The 1887-nt window shown below is 45.3% G+C and carries 2 protein-coding genes; both read left to right on the top strand.

Annotated elements, in window-relative coordinates:
- A partial coding sequence (locus EXT47_RS23555) for a phosphopantetheine-binding protein (protein WP_205991279.1) occupies nucleotides 1-359 on the top strand: 359 nt, incomplete at its 5' end.
- Nucleotides 356-1887, top strand: a 1532-nt coding sequence (locus tag EXT47_RS23550; protein WP_240701669.1) for a condensation domain-containing protein, incomplete at its 3' end; no start/stop codon positions are given. The genes EXT47_RS23555 and EXT47_RS23550, both read left to right, overlap by 4 nt.

The raw sequence follows: 1887 nt of genomic DNA, 5'->3' as shown, positions 1-1887 counted from the left end.
GTCATGCGTTGCCGGAGCCGGATATGGAGGCTTTAAGGGCAGAGTATATCGCTCCGCAAACGGAGACGGAAATACGCCTGAGTGAAATTTGGCAGCAGGTGCTGGGTTTAGAAAAAGTAGGTATCACCGATAGCTTCTTTGAGCTTGGCGGCCATTCGCTGTTGGCAACTAAGCTGGTGGCCAGAATTAATGAAACTTTTGCAATTAACTTCCCTATTAAGGTTTTTTTCGAGCACAACACCATAGAAAAGCAGGCAAAACTTATAGGAAACAACTTATTTGATGAAACGCAAATCGTCATACCACAAAGAAATAAGATGATTTCAAATCAGGATGAATTAGAAGAAATAGAACTATGACACTGTTAACCGAATTAAAAGAATTATTAAAAAACGGCATAGAAGTAAAACTGGTTGGCGAGAAACTAAAAGTTGAGGCCATGCCAGGTGCGTTGAAGGCAGAACAAATCGCTCTTCTCAAACAGCAAAAAGAAAATATTCTTCGACTGTTTCATTCCCTGACGATTAAGTCTAATCGGGATTATGAGTTTCTATCTTTTGCCCAGCAAAGGTTATGGTTGTTAGATCAAATCGACGGTGGTAGCCACCAATATAATATGCCGATGGCCTTGAAGCTCAGTGGTGTTTTTGATGAAAGAGCAATGCAACGGGCATTTGCGGACATAATGGAGCGCCATGAAAGCTTGCGTACCTGTTTTGTTGCTGCAGATGATGGTGAGCCTGTACAAATTATCAAGGAGAAAAGCGGTTTTGACGTGCCGCTAACGGACTTGTCGGCACTGCCAAAAGAGGTGCAACAAACACAGATTGATCAAGCCGCTTCCGCCGAAGCCGAAGCCATCTTTGATCTAAGCTGGGATTTTATGGTGAGAGCACGGGTACTTAAATTATCCTCCCAGGAACATATTTTGCTGGTCACCATGCATCATATTGCTTCAGACGGCTGGTCAATGGGGATACTGGTAAACGAGTTCAGTCGTTTGTATAGCGCTTATGTGCAGGGAGAAGAGAGTCCCCTGACGCCACTTGCTATCCAGTATGCCGATTATGCCAACTGGCAGCGGGAATGGCTGCAGTCTAATAAGCTGGACGAGCAACTGGCTTATTGGCAAGATAAACTTTCGGGTTTGCCTGCATTACATAACCTGCCGCTGGATAAGCCTAGGCCTTTAGCTCAAGGTTTTAGTGGTGAAACCTATGTGTCCTGTATTGCTAAAACCGAGTTAGCAAGTTTAAAAAAAATTTGCCAAACCCGAGAGGCAACCTTATTTATGGGGCTACATGCCGCATTTTCTGTGTTGTTGTCTCGTTACAGCAATGAAAAGGATATCGTGGTTGGGACGCCAGTAGCCAACCGTGAACAGATGGAAGTGGCGGATCTGATCGGCTTTTTTGTCAATACCTTAGTACTGCGCTGTGATTTATCCGGTGAGCCCAGATTTTTTGATGTTCTGGCACAAAGCAAACAAATGTTGCTGGATGCCTATGCCCATCAACAGGTCCCTTTTGAGCAGGTGGTCGAACGGCTGCAGCCTGAGCGTAGCCTGAGCCACAGCCCGTTATTCCAGGTGATGCTGGCGCTGCAAAATAATGAACAAGGCAATTTGTCATTACCGGGAATAAGTTTATCTCAGTTAAATTTAAACCAGGGTGACGTGTCACAATTTGATTTAACCTTAAATGTTGCTGAAAAACCGGATGGGTTGACCTTGAGCTGGGTGTTTAATACCGATTTGTTTGAGCGCGACACAATAGCGCGTATGGCGGAGCATTTTGAGGTCTTGTTATCTGCTCTGGTACAGGCACCTGAGCAGGATGTCTTTAGCCATGAGCTGGCGACGGCGCAGGAGCGGGAACAGTTACTTGG

The sequence above is a fragment of the Pseudoalteromonas sp. CO342X genome, assembly GCF_004208915.1.
Classification (GTDB): domain Bacteria; phylum Pseudomonadota; class Gammaproteobacteria; order Enterobacterales; family Alteromonadaceae; genus Pseudoalteromonas; species Pseudoalteromonas maricaloris.
This window is presented reverse-complemented; position numbering and strand designations above follow the sequence as displayed.